Origin of the sequence: Chromohalobacter beijerinckii (genome assembly GCF_023061185.1) — a bacterium.
In the GTDB taxonomy this organism is placed as follows: domain Bacteria; phylum Pseudomonadota; class Gammaproteobacteria; order Pseudomonadales; family Halomonadaceae; genus Chromohalobacter; species Chromohalobacter beijerinckii.
In genome coordinates this window covers 43,943-65,431 of record NZ_JAKGAK010000018.1, presented here as the reverse complement: position 1 = coordinate 65,431, position 21,489 = coordinate 43,943, and the positions used below count along the sequence as shown (strand labels likewise).

Genomic DNA, 21,489 nt, shown 5'->3' with positions numbered 1-21,489 from the left:
GTTGTTTTAACTCATTGAAAGCACAAAAAGTCTTGACGACTCGTTGAATGCTGGTAGTATACACCGCCGTAAGCCGGAGGGATGGCAGAGCGGTTGAATGCACCGGTCTTGAAAACCGGCGAAGGTTTGCGCCTTCCCAGGGTTCGAATCCCTGTCCCTCCGCCACTACATCAAAGCGCCCTGAGATTTCAGTAACTTACTGGTCTCGGGGCGTTTTCGTTTGGGATGTTACATCCCACTGTCGTTACACTGCACTGTTACATTAGCTACGATCCGACACGACTCATCAGCGTGCGTGCTTCGATGAGCGTTAACCTCCCGGTCGTGAAGGCGCCGGTGTCGATGTAGTGGACGTTCCCCAGCCACAAGGGGCGTTCCACAATGGTGTGCCCTACCACCACGGCATCGATGCCGCTGACCGGGGTCTCGTTACCGCGCCGGATGCGCGTTCTTCCCCAAAGCTGGTCCTGCGAAGGCGTTACGATGTCCCGCCAGTCCGCCGGCGGTTCAGCGTGGACAATGCCGAGACGCTTACCGGCGACTGATATTTCACGCGCATAGGGCATGCAAGGCAAGGCCTGCTGTAACATCGCCTGCGCCTCGGCCAATCCCGACTCCAGGGCCCAGGTTCCGCCGTTGATCATCCACGCATCGCGGGCTTTCAGGCTGCCTCTTTCCTCGCCCAGCAAGGCGTCATACGCCAGCATTTCATGATTGCCACGTACGGCGTAGAACCAAGGCTCGAGGGCGAGAGACAAACACTGGAGGCTATCGGCGCCACGATCGATCAGATCCCCGACGCTGAACAGTCTATCTCGTTGCCGATCGAAACCGACTGCGTTTAACCGTTCATGAAGCAGCGCCAGCTGCCCGTGGATATCACTGACAATGAAATCGCGGCCGCACTCATTGGGACCGTGCCGTTGAATCACGCAAACGGCTCCTTATCAACTAACCAAAACACCGCAAGGAGTAATTAAATATCGCGAAAGGCCGACTTTTCAGAACGCCGAGCGAAGTCACGCGATTCCCCGCCTTCCAGTTCCAACGCCTTCGCCAGCAGCCCATCGACACTGGCACGTGGATGTGCCCCGGCCATCTCGACGCTCTCGAAATCACTCGCTTTGCATTCAGGGCACCTTGCTTCCAGCGGTCGCCGGGTTGCCTTGATGAATACTTCGACCTGACAAGCGCGGCAACGATAGAGGCGCCGCTGGGGCATGGACATGACAGACTCCGAAGGATAAAAACAATCTACTCAGCGTAGAACAAGATAACGTACTGTGCGCTATTGCATTCAAGTTCCTGGCTCAGTGATAAAGCCTCAACCCAACCCGAGTCACCCGGTTACCTTCCACCGCATTGACGACCCAGTGAAAGCCATGCCAATCGACATCGTCCCCTACCACGGGATGACCGCCGACGCGCAGCGACACGAACTCACCCAGGGTCATGTTTTGTTCTCCGGCGCTTAAAGTCAGTCCATAGGCGTCCGCCACATCACTCATGACGGCTTCTCCATCCAACGTGAAGGTGCCGAAGAAGGCGCGCTCACGCTTGAGTGTGGCATCCCCATTGAACAAGCGATTGAGCGCCGCCAGATCTTCGCTGCGACCGATGACACAAATGACATCGCCAAGTTTCAGCCGCGTACTTCCTTTGGCATGCAGCATGGTGTGCTTGCGAAAAAGGCCGGAAATCAAGGCCCCTGACGGGAAGCGCAGCAGGCGAATGGGCACGTCCTCGAGCGCTTCGTTCTCGACCTTGTAAACGAACATTTCATAATCGTTCTCCGGCAACACCCCCAGCGGGCCGCGGCGATTGGGCGTTGTGCCGGCCGGCACTTCGACCCGCATCCAACGCGCCACCCGTGCCAGTGAGGCGCCCTGCATCAACAACGACATCAGCACCACGAAGAAGGCGACGTTGAAATACAGCGTCGCATTCTCGACCCCCGCAATCACCGGGAATATGGCAAGGACGATGGGCACCGCCCCACGCAAGCCCACCCAAGAAATGAAGCCGAGCTCCCGCCAGCGAAAATTGAAGAACGGCTTGAGCGAAACCAATACGGCCAACGGACGCGCCACGAAAATCAGACCCAGCGCCAAGACAGCGCCCGGTATGGCGTAATCGATCATTTCGCTGGGTGTCACCAACAAACCCAGCACCAGGAAAAGCCCGATCTGACTCAGCCACGCCAAGCCATCGTGGACCGGTAGAATATGCGTGAGGTGCCGCCCGGGCTGGTTTCCGATCATCAAGCCCGCTAGATAAATCGCCAGGAAACCGCTACCGCCAGCCGCGCTGGTCAAGCCGAAGATGAAAAACCCCGATGCCAGCGCCAGTAGCGAATAGAGCCCCGACGCCAGATCGAGCCAGCGCAGCAGTTTGGCAGCGAACCAGCCACCCCCAACCCCGAACAATAAGCCCAACCCGAACTGCGAGGCGAACGTCATCAGCGTGTGCCCGACACCGCTGGCACCGTTTACCAGCACTTCGGCCAGGGTGATGGTCAAGAAGATCGCCATCGGGTCGTTGGTGCCCGACTCGATCTCCAGCGTCGCGCCTACCCGCTCGTTGAGCGTTACCCCCTGACCGCTGAGCATCGAAAAGACCGCTGCAGCGTCCGTTGAACCAACAATTGCCCCCACCAGCAGGCCTTCCACTAAGGAAAGGTTGAATATCCAAGTCGCCAAAAGGCCAACGAGCCCGCTGGTCACGAAGACCCCTAATGTCGCTAGGCACAGCGCCGGCTTGAGACCCACGCGAAACGTCTTGAGGCGCGTACGCAAGCCGCCATCGAGGAGGATCATCGCCAGCGCCAGGTGCCCAATCAAATAAGCCAGCGAATAGTCGTCGAACTCGATGCCCAGCACGCCTTCCTCGCCAGCCATCATGCCCAACCCCAGGAACAGCACCAACAGCGGCACACCGATGCGCGACGAGACGCGGCTCGCGACGATACTGAGCGCAATTAGAAATCCCGAAAACAAAAAAAGGCTGTTGATGGTATCCACGACTAACGACTATCTCCCTAAATTCAAGGGCCTAGTATGCCATGTCCCGACACGCCATGCTGTTATCTACATCAACCAGGCAGGATGCGATTCCAAGATATGCCAGTCGATATCGCCCTGTAATCGCATGGCCCAGATAAGAGCGCGCATACCCTGACGATATTCGCCAAGCGCAACATTCGGTGACTGTCGCCGGTAGGCGGTGACAAAAGCATCTCGCTCGGCGCCTTCCGTCATGAGCAGTTCAGCCACGCATAGATCGAACTCGAGCGGCGCCCATACCAGTGCTTCCCAGTCACTCCATAGCCAGCCGGTGGCACCGCTCAGGAACTGATCGGCACGCAAATCGGGCAGGCACCACACCGCGCGTGAGGGCACAGGAAAATCGGGCAGTGCCCCCCAATCGGCGCAACGTGGGTGGTGTCTCAAAAAGTCGCGCGCCCGTCGCGGCCACTGCGATAGCGTCCAAACTGTTTCCAGAGGGTGCCCCCAGCCCGACACCGTTTCGCGATGCAGATGCCCCAACTGACTTCCCAAAAGTTCAGCAAATACCTCTCCCATCCGGGCCGGCGCCCCATCGCTCCACGGCAGGCTCCAGAGCGGCGTCTGATGCAGCGCGCCCAAATACGTCAAAGGTAATGGTGGAAGTGGCAAATGTGTCGGTAAGGCGCCGGCCAAGCGCGTCAGCGCCTCGGGACAGCGCCAACGGTCGAAGCCGAAGAGCCGATCCATCCCCTGCCAGAATGGGTCCTGGGCCGAGTGCGTTCGTGCCAGCTTGAGCAACCGCGGTGCCTCATCACGCGTTCGCCACAACCAATTGGCGCTGTCATCCCAAGCCAAGGGCAATGGGGCCAGCGCATGACCGGTGAAGACCTCGACGCGATGCGTCAATGCGGGATCGGGATACATGCACACTCCTGCCAGCCCAAGCGATAGCGAGACGGCGACTCTGGCATGTCTGGGCAGTCGCCGCCGTATCAGGATACAATAATCGTCTCTGGATAGGGGTGCCCATCACGCAATGGGCTGAGAGCGCCACGCGCAACCCTGGAACCTGATCCGGTTAGCACCGGCGGAGGAAATACCAGAGCGTGCCGTCGGCACGTCCTTCGCCCCATTCATGGAGCCTTGATGACGTCCCTCGGTTTTTCTCTTTCCCATGCGCGGCTCGCCTTTTCGGGGCAATGGCTATTCGATGGCCTTTCAGCCACCTTCGCGGCAGGCAGTTGGACGGGGCTGCTCGGCCGCAGCGGCAGCGGCAAAAGCTCCTTGCTGCGCATGATCGCCGACCTCCCCATTCCCGACACTCACGCCTTGACCCTCACCACTAGCGATCAGCGCCCGTTGGCCGGCCGCCTGGCGTGGATGGCCCAGCAAGATCAATTACTTCCCTGGCGCAAGGTCATCGACAACGTCCTGCTCGGCCCTGCGCTGCGTGGGCGCCCCACGGCGGCGCAACGTCAGCGCGCGATGACCCTGCTCGACGAGGTCGGCCTAAGCGACAAGGCCGAGCAATGGCCCAAGACGCTATCCGGCGGGCAACGCCAACGAGTGGCGCTGGCACGCACACTCTTCGAGGACGCACCGGTGGTATTGATGGACGAGCCCTTTTCCGCCGTCGACGCCATCACTCGCTTGGAGCTTCATGAACTCGCCGCACGCCTGCTGGCCGGGCGTACTGTGCTCCTGGTGACGCACGATCCGCTCGAAGCCCTGCGCCTGAGCGATCGCATCCTGATACTAAGCGATCAGCCGGCGTCGTTAAGCGACTTCGAGGTTCCTGGCGGGCAGCGCCCCCGCGCGCTCGACGCACCCGACGTACAGCGCATGCAATCGCAGTTGGTGGCGCGCCTTCATTCTGCCCCTCATACCAACAACGAGGGGAGCACCTAATGAGCGTACTCAAGCGTCTCTGGCCCGCCCTCTTGGGGATTCTTTCCATCCTCGGGCTATGGCAGGTACTCGTCGTCGTCACCGGCGTTCCCGGCTATGTTCTGCCCTCGCCGCTGTCTGTCATGCAAGCGTTCGCGTCGCACCAGCAACTGTTGTGGCATCATGCCGGTATCACGGTGATCGAGATCGTCGCGGGGCTACTCATCGGGTGCATCAGCGGGCTAGGCACCGCACTGGCCCTAGCGCGCTTTCACGGTTTGCGGCGCACCCTGCTGCCGATATTACTGATCAGCCAAGCCGTGCCCTTGTTCGCCCTCGCGCCTATTCTCATGCTATGGCTGGGTTATGGAATGACCGCGAAAATCGTCATGGCCACGTTGATCATTTATTTTCCGGTCGCCTCGACATGCTACGACGGCCTGCGTCAGACGCCACAAGGATGGTTGGATCTAGCCCAGACACTAGGGGCCGACCGTCGACGCCGGCTATTGCGCATCCAACTGCCCGCCGCCTTACCGGCGCTGGCATCGGGCATGCGCATGGCCGCCAGCGCTGCCCCCATCGGCGCAGTGATCGGCGAGTGGGTTGGCTCCAGCCAGGGCCTGGGGTATTTGATGCTCGATGCCAACGCGCGCATGCAGGTCGACCTGATGTTTGCCGCCTTGCTGATTCTGGTCACCTTCGGGGTCGCACTCTACTTCACTACCGACGCCGTCATGCGACGCCTCATGCCATGGCATGAAGACCGCATTGGCGCTACTAGCTGACAACCGCCCGGGGCAGCGTCCGCCACCACGTGGCAACGCCCCATACGCCGCCTTTCACGGCGATAACGATAATGCCCGCCACGCTTCAATGGGCGGGGATCCGCAGGAGAACATCACATGCTACGTTTGACTCGACGCTTCATGGGAGCTTGCCTTGCGTTGGTATTGATCGCTTCCGGCCCGGCATGGGCTGCAGATGACGACGACACGACGCAGACGACATCCCTGAAAGTCATGCTCGACTGGTACACCAACCCGTCGCACGCCCCCCTGGTCATCGCCCAACAACGCGGCTTCTTCGAGCGCCACGGGCTCGACGTTGAGCTGATCTCACCCGCCGATCCCAGCGTCCCTCCCAAGCTAGTCGCCGCCGGCAAGATCGACATGGCCATCAGCTATCAGCCTCAGTTACACCTACAAGTAGACCAGGGCTTGCCATTGGTGCGTGTGGGCACTCTGATCGCAACGCCGCTCAACATCACGCTGGTACGCGCCGATAGCGACATCGAGAGCATGGAAGACTTGGCCGGCAAAAGCATCGGCTATTCGGTAGGCGGCGTCGAGGAAGTGCTGCTCAATACCATGCTCGAGCACAATGGCGTGGCGCCGGAGGACGTCGAGATGGTAAACGTCAACTTCGCCCTGACACCGGCGCTGATCGGCGAAAAGGTCGATGCCGTTACTGGTGCATTTCGCAATTTCGAACTGGCACAGATGGCGCAGGAAGGCGTCAAGGGGCGAGCTTTCTATATCGAGGAAGAAGGCGTCCCCACCTACGATGAACTGATCTTCATCGCCAATCGCGACACCCTGGATGCGAATCGCGATGCTTATACCCGTTTCATGGCCGCCGTCGAAGAAGCCACGGCATGGATCATCAACCATCCCGACGAGGGCTGGAAAGCCTTCAAAGCCTCCGATCCGGCGCTGGACACACCCGTCAACAAGAAAGCCTGGTATAACACCATTCCACGCTTCGCCTTGCGGCCTGCGGCTCTCGATGGGCATCGCTACGATGCCTTCGAGTCGTTTCTGCTAGAGCGCGGCCAGATCAAGGCCAAGAGCCCGTTGTCACGCCTCGCCGTCGATCTCAGCCAGCCTTGACCCCAAGCCGCACCGGCCATGCGAAAAGGCTTTTCTCGCATGGCCGGTGCGCCATTTCATACCGCTAGAAAGCGTGCCAAGGCTTCCTGAAACGCCTCGGGCTGCTCGGCATGCAGCCAATGCCCCGCATCGGGAATGGTCTCGATACGCGCCTCCGGCAACACCGACTCGACCGCCGGCAACACATCATCGCCAACGTAGTCGGAACGCTCGCCACGCAGCACGAGCGTCGGCCCTGTGTAAGCGCCGCTTCCGTCCGGCACTGCGACGATATGGGCGTAATCGTCTTCAATCTCGTCGAGCCCCACGCGCCACTCCAACGTGGCATTCTCACCACGAACCAGGTTGGTCGCCAAGAACTGCCGTATTGCCGGCGTCTCGACGAATCCGGCCATGATCCGGTCGGCTTCCTTGCGGTCCGCAGGCGGCTGCCGCTCGACCGCACGCATGGCCTTGAAGATCGCTTCGTGACCATGTTCATAAGCAATCGGCGCGATGTCGGCAACGATCAAGCGCGCGACACGCTCAGGCGATTGACGCGCCAAGGTGATGGCGACCTTACCCCCCATCGAGTGACCCAGCAGATCGCAACTGTCGATCGCCAGACGATCCAGCAAGGCGTCGACGTCCGCCGCCTGAGCGGCATAGCCCATGCCTGACTGGTGAGGAGATTTTCCGTGGTTGCGCAGATCGACAGCGATCACGCGGCGGCTTTCCTGCCAACGCTTGATATGCGAGCGCCAGTTGTCGGCGCTGCCGAACAAGCCGTGCAACACCACCAGTGGGCGCCCGGCGCCGCCGGTATCGACATGATGTAATTCCACAATTTGCCTCGTCAGCCATTCAAGTCATGCCGGCATAGTACCAGAGGCGTTTCAGGCATTGTGCCCCGACACCTGCTCGGAGGCATCGGCGACATGCGCCAAGCGGCGCGTCAACGCCCCCAGCAACACACCATACAACGGCAGGAAGAAAGCCAGGCTGACGCTCAGCTTGATGGCATAATCCACCCAGGCGATTTCGACCCAGTGGGCGCTCATGAACGCATTGGGCCCATTCCAGAAAGCGATGGCAAAGAACGCGAAGGTATCGGCCAGGTTACCCAATAGCGTCGAAAACGCCGGCGCCACCCACCAAGCACGCAGCCGCCGCATGCGATCGAAGACGTGAATGTCCAGCAACTGTCCCAGCACGTAGGCCATGAAACTCGCCAGCGCGATACGCCCCACGAACAGGTTCCAATCACCCAGCGCCGAGGCCCCCTGAAAGGCGCCATCCTGAAACAGCACCGACACCACATAGGAAATCAGCAAGGCAGGAAGCATGACGCGCGCGATGGTCGTGCGCGCCCGGCGCTTGCCAAACAGTCGCACGGTCAGGTCGGTGGCGAGAAAGATAAATGGAAAGCTGAAGGCTCCCCAAGTAGTGTGCACGCCGAACATCGAGAACGGCAACTGCACCAGGTAATTGCTGGCCGCGATGACGACAATATGGAAACTCACGAGCCACCCCATCAAGCGGCGCGCTTGGCGAGAATCGAGCACAAACATGTAGCACCTTTTTAGTTGCCGAAAGAGGCCGAGGGGTAAGGGAACCCTCAAGGCGGGACGGCGTGAAAGACGCCGAGCGAAAGCGGCGGGATTGTAAAGGATTTCACCGATGCCGACCAGCGAGACGTTTTGCTTGCTCTCGCCATGGGGTAACGCGTCCATCGTCGAGCACCGCAGACGAAAAGGAACTATCGTCGTTACTTCAGTGCCTTACGAGATGGTAATCGCCATTGCAGTGCCCCATCCTACGGCCTGCCGACAACACCGCGCCCTAACCGATGAAATACCGTTGAAGACTACCTTGGACAAGGCTGGCGAAGTTATTGATGATTCACTAAATCAAGAATGAGTAACAGGGAATGACTGCTTGTCCAATAGGTGAAAGGATACGCCGGACATAGACGGTCATTCGACACACGAGCATCCCTTTGCCGCGGGGCGCCTATCCCTCGCCCCTCGGCAGCCAATCCCAACGTAGGAGAGACAATATGCGCCCGCTCCAGCCTGCCTCCGCCCTGATCGACGCTGGTTACAGCGCCATCGACAAAGGCACGACGCTACTCAAGGCCATGGCCAACGAAAACCGCCTGCGCATCCTGTGCCTGCTCGACAACGCCGAGCTTTCGGTCACCGAACTAAATCGCAAGCTCAACCTCAGCCAGTCGGCGCTTTCGCAGCACCTGGCCATCCTGCGTCGTGAGAACCTGGTGGTCACACGCCGTGCCTCGCAGACCATCTACTATTCACTGGCAGGCGACGAGGCCCGCACTGTGATCGATTCACTGGTCGCGCTCTACGGCAAATCCCGCTGATAGGCCCTGGCAGCGGCTCAGCGCCGCTGCCAACCGCTAGCTTCCAAGCGCTCCATGACGCTATCCCCCAGACGCTCGATCCCCATCGAGGCCCCCACGCCGACACGCTGCAACAGCGAATGGTGCGGTTCCAGCCTCACATGTAGAACCTGCGCCTCCTTCATGCGCACCGCAAGATAACCGTCGCTAGTGGCGATCTCATCGATCAAGCCATCCTCGAGGGCCTGACGGCCATACCAGATTTCGCCGGTCGCCACCTTGTCGACGTCCAGCGCCGGACGCCGCTCGCCAACGTAGCGCTTGAAGAGATCGTGCGTTTCCTGCAAATCGTCAAGAAACTTGGCGCGTCCTTCGTCGGTATTTTCCCCGAGCACGGTCAAGGTCCGCTTGTAACGCCCCGCCGTGAGCAGCTCGACATCGATATCGTGTTTCTTGAGCAGGCGATGCACGTTGGGCACCTGCGCGACGACCCCGATCGATCCAATGACAGCGAACGGCGCCGCAATCAAACGATGCGCGCAGCACGCCATCATGTACCCCCCGCTGGCGGCGACCTTATCGACACACACAGTAAGATGCGCCCCGGCATCGCGCAGCCGGTCGAGTTGTGCAGCGGCAAGCCCATAGGCATGCACCAAGCCGCCGCCCGAGGTAAGACGCACGACCACTTCATCCTCGGCCTGCAATTCACCCAACAACAGTGAAACCTGCTCCGCCAGCTGCGGGGTACGCGATGCCTTGAGATCGCCATCGAAGTCGAGCACCCACACTCGCGATGGCACCTCGTCAGGTGCATCATCCTTTCCTTTGCGGCGTGCCTTTTCCTGCTTGCGCAACGCTTTTTGTGCACGGCGCCGCCGAGCGGGCGGCATCCCGGCCAGGCGCAGCGATTCACGCCGCTGCCGTTGGCGCTCATTCAATGCCACCACGCGCAAACGGTTATCATCGCCTTGCTGCCCACTGGCACGCTGCTTAATAGACACCACCAACACGATCAGCACACCCAGGGCGATCACCAGTGTCGCCAGCTTGGCGGCAAACAAGGCGTATTCCGCTATCCATTCAATCACGTCGCTACCTCATGCTTGGATGACAATCAATCCAGCTCTTGTATGAAACATTTGTTTGAAATAGGCTGGAGCTTCCATTAACACCATAGAGTGACCGATCATGGCCGACGCCAGCACCGTCATCGAAAAACTTCAGTCGCGCTTCGATCCTGCCGCCGCCCGGGGCATGAATGATATCTTCCAGTTCCACATCAGCGATGCCGATGACTACTACCTGCATATTCAGGACGGCACCTTGGACGTTCAGCAAGGCGAACACGACGACCCTTCCGTCAGCCTGACCACCGACACCGAGACTCTGAAAGGCGTGATGAGCGGCGAAATCAATGGCATGCAAGCCTTCATGAGCGGCAAGCTCAAGGCCGCCGGCAATGTCATGCTGGCCAGCAAGCTCACCAGCCTGTTCCCCAGCGGCTGACCCGCTCTTTTCTTTCGTCGTTACACCTCAGCGCATCGCCACCGCGCTGAGGTGCGTCTCGATCAACTGACGCGAAATCGAATGACTAGGGGGCAGTTCTGGCAAATGGCGTGGTGTGAACCAAGCGGCATCGGCAATCTCTACGCCATCGATGCGAATGCGTCGGCTAGCTGCCTCAGCAAAAAAACCCAGCATCAGTGAATGCGGAAACGGCCATGACTGGCTGCGAAAGAAGCTGACCCGCCCGATCTCGACCCCGACTTCCTCATGGACTTCACGCCGCACCGCGTTCTCGGCGGTTTCTCCCGGCTCTATGAACCCTGCCAGGGTGGAATAACGCCGGGCGGGAAAACGCGCGTTGCGCGCCAGCAACAGGTCTCGCCCATGGGTCACCAAAGTGATGATGCACGGCGAGATGCGCGGATAGCTGCGATGGCCGCACGCCTTGCACTGCATGGCAAACTCGTGCGATAGACGCTGCATCGGCGTTCCGCAGCGGCCGCAAAAGCGATGGTCACGCGCCCAGGCGTTGACTTGCAGCGCCGTGGCCAGCAGATCGCCCTGTGCGGCGGGCAAGCGCGCCAGCCAGTCACGCGCCGGGGGCCAGCCTGCCTCGCCGCTCTCATGCGCCATCGCGACTGGCAAGCCCTGCCACATTCCTAGCGGCATGGCTTGTTCCGGCCAAGCGCCGGGCGACTGTAGAATGCCCCCCTCTTCACCTGGGGCGATACCCGATTCGCCGAAACGAATCCAATATCCCCAGCGCGGCGTATCTGCGCCGGGCAGCTCCCTCACGAATGTCGGTGTCGAAGTGATCGTCATGACGACCCCTGCGACGCCTCGTCCAACGCGTCCCAATGACACTCACCCGCCGCCTGGCGAATGCCGTCGAGCTTGGCTCTATGCGCATTCAATTCCGCCTCGCTGGGCCGCGTCACCGCTAAAGTTACGCCTTCCCGCGCCACGCGGCGAATGCCGCTGACACTATTCGCTCCCTCCGCGTCATCGCCCCCTTCAACGCCGGCGAGTGAAAGCGCCGTTTGCCCCCCGGTCATCGCCAGGTAGACATCGGACAGGATTTCCGCATCGAGCAAGGCGCCGTGGAGTACTCGGCGGCCATTATCGATGGCGTAACGCTTGCACAGCGCGTCCAGGCTATTGCGCTGCCCTGGATGCAACTTACGCGCCATGGCGAGCGTATCGAGCACGCCGCAGTGCTCCGCGACCGGGCCCAGCCGCGGCCCACCACGTTTATTCTGCAGCAGGCCGAATTCATGATCGATGAAGCCGACGTCGAACGCTGCGTTGTGAATTACCAGTTCGCCGCCGCGAATGTATTCCCAGAAAGCATCGGCAACATCCGCGAACACGGGTTCGTCGGCAACGCGCTCATTGGTGATACCGTGTATTGCTACGGCCTCGGGATCGATATCGCGCTCGGGATTGATGTATTGGTGAAAGTTATTACCGGTCAACCGGCGATTGACTACCTCCACCGCCCCAATCTCGATCAGACGATGCCCATCCTTGGGATCGATGCCGGTCGTTTCGGTGTCCAGTACGATCTGACGCATTGCTTACTCTTCTCCTGCCATGGCCCGCCGCTGAGCCGCCTGTACATCGTCGGTGGCGGCGTTGGCGAGCGTATCGGCCAGTTCGTTACCTTCGTGGCCACTGTGTCCTTTTACCCAGCGCCATTCGATGCGATGACGCTGGGCTTCCTCAAGTAGTTCACGCCATAATTCGGCGTTTTTGACCGGCTTCTTGGCGGCGGTCTTCCAGCCACGCTTGATCCAGCCATGGACCCACTGGGTAATACCCTTTCTCAGATACTCGGAATCGGTCCATAGCGCCACCTCGCAGGGACGCGTCAAGATTCGTAGCGCCTGAATCGCGGCCATCAGTTCCATGCGATTGTTGGTGGTCTCGGCCTCGCCGCCATTAAGGGTTTTCTCGTGCTGGCCATAACGCAGCACCGCGCCCCAACCACCGGGCCCGGGATTACCGCGACAGGCGCCGTCGGTATAAATGGTCACGTGAGGCATATCGCCCACGGTGGGAGTATCAGTCAACCTCGGCCATCCTATCGTCGTGGGCGTGCGTGGCGCGGCCCGAGCGCCCGCCGTGATCGCGATGAAGCGCGGCGGGGCCGAGCCAGTTGCCCGCCATTGAATCGCGGCGCAGCAAGGTGCGCACCGGCTGTACGGGGATCTGCTTACGCCGGGCGACGATCAGATAACATCCCCCAAAGGGAAGATTATAGCGGCGCCCCAGCGTTTCGAGTCCCAAGTTGTGTATATGCCCGCCAGGCAGGCGAAAGCCGCAGTAGTCTACGCGGTCGATCTCGAAATCGACAAACGCCAGCCACTCCCGCAACCGGCCGCTGCGCCGCCATCGCCCCTTGCAGGGCCAACGACGCCGACTGGCGGGGGATAAATGCCCCAGGGCATCGGCGCCGAAGGGATTCCAGCCCATCACCACCAGCATGCCATCATCGCGCGTGACCCGTGCCGCCTCACGCACCAAGTGGTGTGCGTTGGGCATTACCTCCAACAGGTGGTGCACCAGCACGAGATCGAGGCTTTCATCGGGAAGCGGCAAGGTGCTTGGATCGCACACCAAGGTGGCATCATCCTGAGCCAAGGCGCGTGTCGGCGCCCAACTCATCGCATGGCGAATCGGGCACATGTCGGTCAGCCGCGACGCCATGCCGAGTTGCAAGCTGTGAGACCCGAAGCGCGACTCGCAGAGTGGTCCCAGGCAGGCACGCTGTGCCTGCCATAATGCAACGCCACCCTCGGAGCCCCAGAAGCGGCGCCCCTCGCGGACGGCCTGCGCCAACGTCATTGTCATATGCGAATTTGACACGACGGCCCATTCCCCCCCAAGGTTGTCGCATTTTACGCTGCCGTCCGCCATCGCGCATGGCGTGACGCTAGGCGTGTTTCCGACGTTTGCCGAGGTCTAGCGTATTATGTTGACCGTGATTCCAATTCCCGCGTTCCAGGATAACTATATCTGGCTGCTCCGCCAGGATGCCAGCGATAAGGTGGCGATCGTCGATCCCGGCGACGCGCAACCCGTCATCGAATACCTGGAACGCGAAAACTTGAACTTGGTGGCGATTTTGGTCACCCACCATCATCACGATCACACGGGCGGCATCGAAACACTGGTCAAACGTTACGCGCCACGCGTAATCGGCCCCGACAACGCGGCCATCCCTGCCGTTGAAGAAGTCGTTGGCGACGATGACGAATGCCGCGTGCAGGGACGGCGCTTCGAAGTCTTAGCAGTCCCCGGGCACACGCTCGACCATATCGCCTTCTACGCCCCCGGAACGCCAGGACTGCTGTTTTGCGGCGACGTGATGTTCTCGGCCGGTTGCGGGCGCTTGTTCGAAGGCGAGCCCGAGCAGATGCAGCGCTCGCTTGAGCGTCTCGCTGCATTGCCCGACGACACCATGGTGTTCGCGGGACACGAATATACGCTGGCCAACCTGCGCTTCTCTCAGGCTGCCGAGCCCGACAACCCCACGCGGGACGCCTACCTCGAGGAGTGCGAAAAAGCACGCCGGCTGGAGCGGCCCACGCTGCCCACCAACATCGGCTCCGAGCGCCAGATCAATCCCTTCTTGCGCATCGACCAACCCGGCCTGCTCAAGGCAGTAGCCGAACAAGGCAATGCCGACGACGCCAGTAGCGCCTTTGCCACGTTGCGCGCATGGAAAGACCGCTTCTAGCAACACCATGCCCAGTTGATGTCACCGCCCTAGAGAGGTTCGCTTCCCATGCACGTTCGATCGATCCGCCGCCAAGCTTTGGGCTTGGCGGGAGGTCTTTTTCTGATCCCCCTGTCACTACCCGCGCTAGCGGACAGTGGCTCACCGACCGGCGACGACACGGCTGCATCGGCGCACCATGCGACCTTCTGGCAAGCGCTAGAGCTTCAAAGCGCCACGCAAGCCGATGCCTGGGCGCGCCTTAAAAGCGGCTTCGGATTGCCCCACGACATTGAGAATCCGCGCGTCAAAGACTGGCTCGACTACTTTTCCGAGCATCCCGAATACGTCTCGTCCGTCGCCCAAAACGCGCGCCCCTGGCTACGCTGGGTCACCCGTCAGCTCGAAGCGCGCGACATGCCCACCGAGCTGGCACTGCTGCCATTCATCGAAAGCGCTTACGATCCTACCGCCGCCCATCCCGGCGGCGCCTCAGGACTCTGGCAATTCATGCCGGGCACTGGCGAGGCCATGGGCCTGACCGACACATGGTGGTATGACGGCCGTCGCGATGTCGTCGCCTCGACAGCCGCCGCTCTGGATTATCTGCAGACACTCGCCGACCAATGGTATGAGGGTAATCTCGAACTTGCCCTGGCGGCTTACAATGCTGGCGCGGGGACGGTCAACCGCGCACGTGAGCGGGCCGCCGCCCAAGGCAAGCCCATCGATTACTGGCATCTCTCGCTGCCCAGTCAAACCATGGACTATGTGCCCAAGCTGCTGGCGTTGGCCGCGGTGGTTTCCGATCCGCAGCGCTACGCGGTCACTTTACCCGACATTCCCGATCGCCCCGCCATTGCCCAAGTAAAAACCAAGGGCCAACTCGCGCTGACCGATGCCGCGCAGCTCGCCGGCGTTAGTGAAGCACGACTGCGCAAACTCAACCCGGCCTTTCGTCGCGAGGCGACACGCCCCGATCAAAACGCCAAATTGGTGATTCCCGCCGACAGCCGCAAGCGCTTTCTCGCCAAGCTCGACACGCTGCCTGCCGAGAAACGTCAGACCAAGGCGCATTACGTGGTCAAACGTGGCGACACCCTTTCCGGCATCGCCGCGCGTCATGACATTCCCATCAGCGTGCTACGTCAGCAGAACGCGATCAGCGGCGATTCATTGCGCATCGGGCAATCGCTGATGGTCCCAACCACCGGCCATTCCCCTAGCATGGCCAGTCACGACACCACACGCGAAGTGCGCGTCAAGCCGGGTGATAGCCTGTCGCGTATCGCGGCGCGCCATGACGTCAGCGTCGGCGATCTAGCACGCTGGAACCAGCTCGATCAAAGCGATTATCTACAACCCGGCCAACGTCTGACCTTGCGTCAGGCCGCTCGCTGAGCGCATTGAGCGATGCCCCTACTCAGCGCGACACCGCTAGGGTAGGCTAGCAAGCGGGCCGGTGCTTCACCGGCCCCTGCGCATCTTGCTTCAAGGAATCGGTTGATGCCCTCGTTCGTTCTCACCTTGCTGTTGGGTTCTTGCCTATGGGCGACCAGCCTCGCGGCACTGGCCGAGCCAGTCGCAGACGTGCCAACCGTCGCGGGGATCTCGCTCTACGACGCACCCGCCCTGCCCGATGATTTCTCGCATTTGCCCTACGCCAATCCGGATGCCCCCAAGGGTGGCGAAATGCGGCGCGCCGCACAGGGTAGCTTCGATTCGACCAACCCTTTCATCATCCAAGGCAACCCAGCCGACGGTCTGAACCACGTCTACGATACCTTGATGGAAGCCAGCGCCGATGAGCCCTTCACCATGTATGGGCTACTGGCAGGCGGCATCCGCCTCGATCCCGACCGCCACTGGATGGAAATCGATCTACGCTCGCAAGCACGCTTCCACGACGGCCACCCCGTGACGGCGGAAGACGTCGTGTTCAGCTTTCGCCTGCTACGCGACGAGGGGCAGCCGTTCTATCGCGCCTACTACGCCGATGTCGACAAGATCGAAGCGCTGGATGACGACACCGTGCGCTTCGAATTCAGCGATAACAATTCGCGTGAGTTGCCATTGATCCTCGGCCAGCTTCCGGTGCTACCCAAACACTATTGGGACTCGCGCGACTTCGCTGCGCCGACGCTGGACAAGCCGTTGGGGTCCGGCCCTTATGCGGTCGAGAGCCTCTCGCCAGGGCGCCGCATCGTCTATCAACGTGTCGAAGATTACTGGGGGCGCGACCTGCCCATCAACCGTGGGCGGCACAATATCGACCGTCTGGTCTACGACTACTATCGGGATCAGACCGTGGCGCTGGAGGCCTTCAAGGCCGGCAATCTCGATTTACGCCGAGAAAGCAGCGCCAAGAACTGGGCCACCGCTTACGACACCCCCGCTCGAGAGGAAGGCTTCATCAAACGCATGGTCGTCCCCGACGCTCAGCCCGCCGGCATGCAAGCCTTCGTCATGAACCTGCGGCGCGAGAAATTCCAGGACCGCCGCGTTCGCGAAGCGTTGACGCTGGCCACCGACTTCGACTGGCTCAACGAGCATCTTTTTTACGGCGCCTATGAGGAAACCGATAGCTACTTCGAAAGCTCCGAAATGGAAGCCAGCGGCCTACCCAGCGATGCCGAACGCGAGCTACTCGCGCCCTATCGCGATCGCCTGCCTCAGGATGTCTTCGACACGCCCCTCCCTGCTCCCCGGCCCGAAGGGCTGCGAGCACGCCTGAAAAAAGCGCTGGGACTGCTTCGCGACGCCGGGTATGAGGTTCGCGATGGGACGCTGGTCAACCGCAAGACCCAACAGCCGCTGCGCCTCGAATTCCTGCTCTACGATACTCAGTTCGAACGCGTGACCCTGCCGCTGATTCAAAACCTCGAGCGTCTCGGCATCGAGGCCAACCTGCGCGTGGTCGACGTCAATCAGTTCCTGACGCGCCAGCGCAACTTCGATTTCGACCTGATTCTCGGCAGTTTTCCACAGTCCGCCAATCCAGGTAACGAACAGCGCGAATTCTGGACCAGCGACTACGCCGACGCGCCACGCAGCCGCAACTTGATCGGCCTGCAGAACCCCGCCATCGACGGTCTGGTCGATAGTCTGATTCGTGCCGGCAGTCGGCAGGCACTGGACACCGCCGCGCGCGCCCTCGACCGAGTACTGCGCTGGGGTTTCTACGTCATTCCCCAATGGCACCTCGATGGCACTCGCGTGGCACTATGGGACAAGTTCGGCTATCCCCAGCCCTTCCCCGAATACACCTTCGATCTATCGAGCTGGTGGGTCGATCCACAGCGCGCGTCCCGGATAGAGCAACGCCAACGCGGCGAACGCTAAGGACAACATCGTGGCTAATTACATCCTACGCCGCCTGATGCTGATGATCCCCACCCTGCTGGGCATCTTGCTGCTCAACTTCATTATCGTGCAGGTGGCGCCGGGCGGTCCTATCGATCAGATGCTGGCTCGCTTCGAGGGCATGGACAGCAATGCCAGCACGCGCCTGGAAGGCGGCGGCGAGACAACCGGTGGCGATACCCGCAACGCACGCGGCATCGACCCACGCCTCGAAGCAGAACTGGAAAAGCAATTCGGTTTCGACAAGCCGCCTGTGGAACGGTTTTTCGGCATGCTGGCCGACTACGCCACCTTCGATCTCGGCGATAGCTTCTTTCGCGGGCGACCGGTGATCGACCTGATCGTTGAACGCCTGCCGGTGTCGATCTCGCTGGGACTCTGGACGACGTTGTTGGTGTATTCGATTTCGATACCACTCGGCATACGCAAGGCCCTGCGCCACGGCTCGCGCTTCGATGTCTGGACCTCGGGACTGATCATCGTAGGCTACGCCGTGCCGGGGTTCTTGTTCGCCATCTTCCTGATCGTGGTATTCGCCGGCGGCAGCTATCTGGACTGGTTTCCTCTGCGCGGGCTGACCTCGCCCGACTTCGCCGACCTTTCCTGGTGGGGCAAGATCCAGGATTATTTCTGGCACATCGCGCTGCCCGTGCTGGCCTCGGCCATCGGCAGTTTCGCCACGCTCACCATGCTGACCAAGAACAGCTTCCTCGACGAAATCCATAAACAATACGTGCTCACCGCACGCGCCAAGGGCGCCAGTGAGCACCGTGTGCTCTACGGGCACGTGTTCCGCAACGCCATGCTGATCATCATCGCAGGGCTCCCCTCAGCGCTGGTGGGCATTTTCTTTACCGGGTCGCTGTTGATCGAGGTGATCTTCTCGCTCGACGGCCTTGGATTACTTGGTTTCGAAGCCGTCATGCAGCGCGATTATCCGGTCATTTTCGGCACTCTGTATCTCTACACCTTGATCGGACTGGTGCTCAAGCTGATCTCGGATCTCACCTATGTGTGGGTCGACCCTCGCATCGACTTCGCGGCGCGGGAGGCATGATGACACTTCGCAAGCGCGCGCAACCGTCTCCCATCGCCCGCCGCCGCTGGCAGATCTTTCGCGGCAACCGGCGCGCCTGGTGGTCGTTGTGGGCCTTCGTCCTGCTGCTGATCGTCAGCCTGGGCGCGGAACTGGTCGCCAACGACAAGCCCATCGTCATGCACTACCAGGGCCAGTGGTACGCCCCGGTGGTATTCGATTACCCTGAAACCGAGTTCGGCGGTTTTCTCCCCACGACAGCCGACTACCGCGACCCTGTCGTCCGGGAAAGCATCTCCTCGCAGGGTTGGATGCTATGGCCCCCCGTGCCCTTCTCCTACGATACGCTGGATCGCGAGCTGACGGGGCCTGCACCCTCGCCGCCCTCGGTACGCCACTGGTTGGGAACCGACGACCACGGCCGCGACGTCTTCGCCCGTGTACTCTATGGCTTTCGTCTGTCGGTGGTCTTCGCCGTGGTGCTAACGGTGGGCTCCATGGCGCTCGGCGTCCTGTTCGGCGGCGTACAGGGCTATTTCGGTGGCAAGGTCGATTTGATCGGCCAGCGCATCATCGAGATTTGGTCGGGTATGCCAGTGCTATTCCTGCTGATCATCCTCGCCAGCCTGGTGCAGCCCAACCTGTGGTGGTTACTGGGCATCATGCTGCTGTTTTCCTGGCTGGGGTTGGTCGACATCGTGCGCGCCGAATTCCTGCGCGCGCGTAATCTCGAGTACGTGCGCGCGGCACGCGCCATGGGATTGCCCTCGCGCCTGATCATGTGGCGCCATGTGCTGCCCAATGCCATGGTCGCCACCCTGACCTTCATCCCGTTTCTGTTCACCGGGGCGATCACCACGCTCACCGCGCTGGATTTCCTGGGCTTCGGCCTACCGCCAGGCTCACCCTCGTTGGGCGAACTCGTCGCCCAGGGCAAGAACAACCTGCAGGCGCCCTGGCTTGGCATCACGGCCTTCCTGAGTCTTGGCATCATGCTTTCGCTGCTGGTCTTCATCGGCGAAGGGCTACGTGATGCCTTCGATCCGCGCCACGTTCCCAGCACCACCACATCGACTACCGCCGATACCGATGACCTACCCGGGAGAACCGCGCATGGCCAATGACGACGTCGTATTCGAACTCGATGCCCTGCGCATCGCCTTCGGCGACATGCGCGTCGTCGAGGGCCTGTCACTCACCATACGCCGTGGCGAAACCGCCGCGTTGGTCGGCGAATCGGGCTCCGGCAAGTCGGTATCCGCTCTCGGCGCGCTCGACCTGTTGCCGCCCAGCGCCAAGGTCGACGGCACGCGCCGGCTCCTGGGAGAATCGCTCGACGGTCTCCCAAAGGCGCGCTGGAATGCGCTGCGCGGCGGGCAGGTCGGCTTCGTGTTCCAGGAGCCCACGACCTCGCTCAACCCCTTGCACACGGTCGGCAAACAACTCGGCGAAACCTTGCGCCTACATCAAGGATTGCGTGGTCGCGCCGCCCGCCAGCGCGCCCGGGAACTGCTGGTGGAAGTACAACTGCCGCGCCCCGACGAAATGCTCGAGGCGCACCCTCACCAGCTCTCGGGTGGACAACGCCAACGCGTGGTGATCGCCATGGCCATTGCCAACGCACCGCAGCTTCTCATTGCCGATGAACCGACCACGGCGCTGGACGTCACCGTGCAGCAGGAAATTCTGGCCTTGCTGGCACGGTTACGCGACGCCAATGGCATGGCCATGCTGTTCATCACCCACGATCTCAATCTGGTGCGCCGGCATGCCGACAGCGTGCATGTCATGCAGCATGGACGGCTCGTCGAAAGTGGCAGCGTCACACGCGTCTTCGACGCCCCTCACGCGGCCTATACCCAACACCTGCTCGCCGCCAACCCCGATGGCCATGCCGCGCCGTTGCCGGCGGCACGCAAGATGCTGCTCGAAGCACGCCGCCTCGGCGTCTCCTTCACGCGGAGCAAGTCCTGGTTCGGGCGCCGTCCCGCCCCCTTCGTGGCCGTCCAACCGTTGGATATCACCCTGGCGTGCGGCGAAACCCTGGGCCTGGTCGGGGAATCCGGCTCCGGTAAGACCACCCTGGCATTAGCGCTTCTACGCCTGACCGCCGCCGACGGCGAGATTCTCTTCGATGGTGAGCGCCTGGATACATTACGCGGCAACGCGCTACGCCGCCGTCGGCGGCGTTTTCAAGTCGTCTTCCAGGATCCTTACGGCTCGCTCTCGCCACGCATGCCGGTCATGGATATCGTCAGCGAAGGGCTACGCTTCCATCACCCAGCTCTCAGCGACGAGGAGATCGAGCAGCGCGTCACCACCACCCTTGAAGAAGTTGGCCTGCCGGCGAATTGCGCAGCGCGCTATCCGCATGAGTTCTCGGGCGGCCAACGCCAGCGTATCGCCGTGGCGCGCGCCATCATTCTCGAACCCGATCTACTCGTACTAGACGAACCGACTTCAGCGCTCGACCGCAGCGTGCAGAAGCAGCTCATCAGCTTGCTGCGCGGCCTTCAGGCACGACGCGGGCTGAGTTATCTGTTCATCAGTCATGACCTCGCCGTGGTGCGCGCCATGGCGCACCGAATCGTGGTGCTCAAAGATGGTGAGATCGTCGAGCAAGGCGACTGCGAGACGCTACTCAGGCAGCCTCGAGAAGCATATACCAAGCGCCTTCTCGAGGCCTCTGGATTGCATTTCGGCACCTGACGAACTTTTTCAGAGGCCAGTTATGG

22 protein-coding genes, 1 tRNA gene and 1 riboswitch are annotated in these 21,489 nt (G+C 61.2%); of the genes, 12 read left to right on the top strand and 11 right to left on the bottom strand.

All coding sequences use genetic code 11. The annotated features are described in order from the left end of the window. The first annotated feature begins 75 nt into the window (after positions 1-75). Positions 76-165 (top strand) — tRNA-Ser (locus L1075_RS12985). Positions 166-266: 101 nt separating this feature from the next. On the opposite strand, the gene L1075_RS12980 is transcribed toward L1075_RS12985, so the two are convergent. From L1075_RS12980 to L1075_RS12965, 4 genes are all read right to left on the bottom strand, one after another. Continuing rightward, positions 267-932, bottom strand: coding sequence for a metallophosphoesterase (locus tag L1075_RS12980; RefSeq protein WP_246942229.1), 666 nt, complete (start codon positions 930-932; stop codon positions 267-269). Positions 933-976: 44 nt separating this feature from the next. Continuing rightward, positions 977-1,228: a hypothetical protein gene (locus tag L1075_RS12975; protein WP_246942227.1), complete on the bottom strand. Its 252-nt coding sequence runs from the start codon at positions 1,226-1,228 to the stop codon at positions 977-979. A gap of 82 nt (positions 1,229-1,310) precedes the next feature. Beyond that, a complete protein-coding gene (locus tag L1075_RS12970) occupies positions 1,311-3,020 on the bottom strand; it encodes a potassium/proton antiporter (RefSeq protein WP_075369242.1) in 1,710 nt (569 codons plus the stop codon). 66 nt (positions 3,021-3,086) lie between these two features. After that, the gene (locus L1075_RS12965; RefSeq protein WP_246942226.1) at positions 3,087-3,929 is read right to left on the bottom strand and encodes a hypothetical protein; all 843 of its coding nucleotides are present in this window, start codon (positions 3,927-3,929) and stop codon (positions 3,087-3,089) included. Positions 3,930-4,013: 84 nt separating this feature from the next. Next, positions 4,014-4,118, top strand: a riboswitch (TPP riboswitch). Positions 4,119-4,151: 33 nt separating this feature from the next. Here L1075_RS12965 and L1075_RS12960 point away from each other — a divergent pair. From L1075_RS12960 to L1075_RS12950, 3 genes are all read left to right on the top strand, one after another. Then, positions 4,152-4,913 carry an ABC transporter ATP-binding protein gene (locus tag L1075_RS12960; protein ID WP_246942224.1) on the top strand — a complete coding sequence of 254 codons (762 nt, stop codon included), beginning with the start codon at positions 4,152-4,154 and terminating at the stop codon, positions 4,911-4,913. Continuing rightward, the gene (locus L1075_RS12955) at positions 4,913-5,680 is read left to right on the top strand and encodes an ABC transporter permease (RefSeq protein ID WP_246895024.1); all 768 of its coding nucleotides are present in this window, start codon (positions 4,913-4,915) and stop codon (positions 5,678-5,680) included. The genes L1075_RS12960 and L1075_RS12955 overlap by 1 nt, the downstream gene beginning before the upstream one ends. A 117-nt stretch (positions 5,681-5,797) precedes the next feature. Beyond that, positions 5,798-6,784 carry an ABC transporter substrate-binding protein gene (locus L1075_RS12950; RefSeq protein WP_246942222.1) on the top strand — a complete coding sequence of 329 codons (987 nt, stop codon included), beginning with the start codon at positions 5,798-5,800 and terminating at the stop codon, positions 6,782-6,784. Positions 6,785-6,840: 56 nt separating this feature from the next. Here the strand turns inward: L1075_RS12950 and L1075_RS12945 are convergent, their stop codons facing one another. Together L1075_RS12945 and L1075_RS12940 are read right to left on the bottom strand one after the other, a co-directional pair. Next, on the bottom strand, positions 6,841-7,608 hold the full coding sequence (locus L1075_RS12945) for an alpha/beta fold hydrolase (RefSeq protein ID WP_246942220.1): 768 nt from the start codon (positions 7,606-7,608) through the stop codon (positions 6,841-6,843). A gap of 51 nt (positions 7,609-7,659) precedes the next feature. Continuing rightward, entirely contained in the window at positions 7,660-8,334 is a 675-nt protein-coding gene (locus tag L1075_RS12940; protein ID WP_075369237.1) for a 7-cyano-7-deazaguanine/7-aminomethyl-7-deazaguanine transporter, read from the bottom strand. 488 nt (positions 8,335-8,822) lie between these two features. On the opposite strand from L1075_RS12940, the gene L1075_RS12935 reads away from it, so the two are divergent. Further along, the gene (locus tag L1075_RS12935) at positions 8,823-9,146 is read left to right on the top strand and encodes an ArsR/SmtB family transcription factor (RefSeq protein ID WP_075369236.1); all 324 of its coding nucleotides are present in this window, start codon (positions 8,823-8,825) and stop codon (positions 9,144-9,146) included. Positions 9,147-9,163: 17 nt separating this feature from the next. Here L1075_RS12935 and sohB read toward each other — a convergent pair whose 3' ends face one another. Beyond that, on the bottom strand, positions 9,164-10,216 hold the full coding sequence (gene sohB, locus L1075_RS12930) for a protease SohB (protein ID WP_246942219.1): 1,053 nt from the start codon (positions 10,214-10,216) through the stop codon (positions 9,164-9,166). Positions 10,217-10,316: 100 nt separating this feature from the next. On the opposite strand from sohB, the gene L1075_RS12925 reads away from it, so the two are divergent. Continuing rightward, entirely contained in the window at positions 10,317-10,634 is a 318-nt protein-coding gene (locus L1075_RS12925) for an SCP2 sterol-binding domain-containing protein (protein ID WP_040241261.1), read from the top strand. 27 nt (positions 10,635-10,661) lie between these two features. On the opposite strand, the gene nudC is transcribed toward L1075_RS12925, so the two are convergent. Genes nudC through L1075_RS12905 form a run of 4 tightly spaced genes read right to left on the bottom strand, consistent with a single transcriptional unit; the run spans position 10,662 to position 13,502 of the window. After that, the gene (nudC, locus tag L1075_RS12920; RefSeq protein WP_040241264.1) at positions 10,662-11,456 is read right to left on the bottom strand and encodes an NAD(+) diphosphatase; all 795 of its coding nucleotides are present in this window, start codon (positions 11,454-11,456) and stop codon (positions 10,662-10,664) included. Further along, positions 11,453-12,208: a DNA polymerase III subunit epsilon gene (dnaQ, locus tag L1075_RS12915; RefSeq protein ID WP_040241266.1), complete on the bottom strand. Its 756-nt coding sequence runs from the start codon at positions 12,206-12,208 to the stop codon at positions 11,453-11,455. Before dnaQ ends, nudC begins: the two co-directional genes overlap by 4 nt. Before the next feature lie 3 nt (positions 12,209-12,211). Next, a complete protein-coding gene (rnhA, locus tag L1075_RS12910; protein ID WP_246942235.1) occupies positions 12,212-12,679 on the bottom strand; it encodes a ribonuclease HI in 468 nt (155 codons plus the stop codon). A 19-nt stretch (positions 12,680-12,698) separates the two neighbouring features. After that, positions 12,699-13,502, bottom strand: coding sequence for a methyltransferase domain-containing protein (locus tag L1075_RS12905; RefSeq protein ID WP_040241269.1), 804 nt, complete (start codon positions 13,500-13,502; stop codon positions 12,699-12,701). Between the two features lie 106 nt (positions 13,503-13,608). On the opposite strand from L1075_RS12905, the gene gloB reads away from it, so the two are divergent. The 6 genes from gloB to L1075_RS12875 all read left to right on the top strand — a co-directional run bounded on the left by gloB (position 13,609) and on the right by L1075_RS12875 (position 21,463). Then, a complete protein-coding gene (gene gloB, locus L1075_RS12900) occupies positions 13,609-14,376 on the top strand; it encodes a hydroxyacylglutathione hydrolase (protein ID WP_246895017.1) in 768 nt (255 codons plus the stop codon). A 48-nt stretch (positions 14,377-14,424) separates the two neighbouring features. After that, positions 14,425-15,756 (top strand): LysM peptidoglycan-binding domain-containing protein, encoded by a 1,332-nt coding sequence (locus L1075_RS12895; RefSeq protein WP_246942217.1) that lies wholly within the window; start codon positions 14,425-14,427, stop codon positions 15,754-15,756. Positions 15,757-15,861: 105 nt separating this feature from the next. Further along, on the top strand, positions 15,862-17,697 hold the full coding sequence (locus L1075_RS12890; protein ID WP_246942215.1) for an extracellular solute-binding protein: 1,836 nt from the start codon (positions 15,862-15,864) through the stop codon (positions 17,695-17,697). A 10-nt stretch (positions 17,698-17,707) separates the two neighbouring features. Next, entirely contained in the window at positions 17,708-18,775 is a 1,068-nt protein-coding gene (locus tag L1075_RS12885; RefSeq protein ID WP_246942213.1) for a microcin C ABC transporter permease YejB, read from the top strand. After that, positions 18,775-19,878 (top strand): ABC transporter permease, encoded by a 1,104-nt coding sequence (locus tag L1075_RS12880; RefSeq protein ID WP_246942211.1) that lies wholly within the window; start codon positions 18,775-18,777, stop codon positions 19,876-19,878. Before L1075_RS12885 ends, L1075_RS12880 begins: the two co-directional genes overlap by 1 nt. Further along, positions 19,868-21,463 carry an ABC transporter ATP-binding protein gene (locus L1075_RS12875; protein ID WP_246942209.1) on the top strand — a complete coding sequence of 532 codons (1,596 nt, stop codon included), beginning with the start codon at positions 19,868-19,870 and terminating at the stop codon, positions 21,461-21,463. Before L1075_RS12880 ends, L1075_RS12875 begins: the two co-directional genes overlap by 11 nt. Positions 21,464-21,489 lie beyond the last annotated feature (26 nt).